The following is a 357-nucleotide window of genomic DNA, read 5'->3' as shown; positions in this document are numbered from 1 at the left end:
CAGCCGGAAGGTGGCCTCGCGCCGCTCCGGGCCGGAGCCGGCCGGGCCGAGCTTCACCAGGCCGTCGCTCACCTGCCAGTAGCGGTCGGGATAGTTGACCGAGCGGAGCGACACCCAGGTGGCCGAGGGCCGCGGCGCGTCCGGTGAGGTGCCGTGGCCCGGCGCGGACTCGGCGGGCGCGGCGGGTGCCGTGGAGGCGGGCGCGGGGCCGTCACGCCGGGTCGTGGCCGACGCGGTGGGCGTGGCCGGCGCGGACGGCGTGCCGGACAGCGGCTTCGGGGAGGCGCTCGCACTCGCCGGGGCGGAGACGAGGGAGAGCAGGCCCGGGCCGTCGGCGAGGGCCAGGGACGGCCGCTC

General features: G+C 80.1%; 1 pseudogene. It reads right to left on the bottom strand.

Going from position 1 to position 357, the window contains the following annotated elements:
• Positions 1 to 357 (bottom strand): annotated as a pseudogene (locus RH94_RS45665) (AbfB domain-containing protein); the annotation flags it as partial.

This window comes from Streptomyces kebangsaanensis, assembly GCF_001906585.1.
GTDB lineage: Bacteria > Actinomycetota > Actinomycetes > Streptomycetales > Streptomycetaceae > Streptomyces > Streptomyces kebangsaanensis.
Note: the sequence above shows the minus strand (reverse complement) of the source record. Positions and strands in the feature narration are given on the sequence as shown.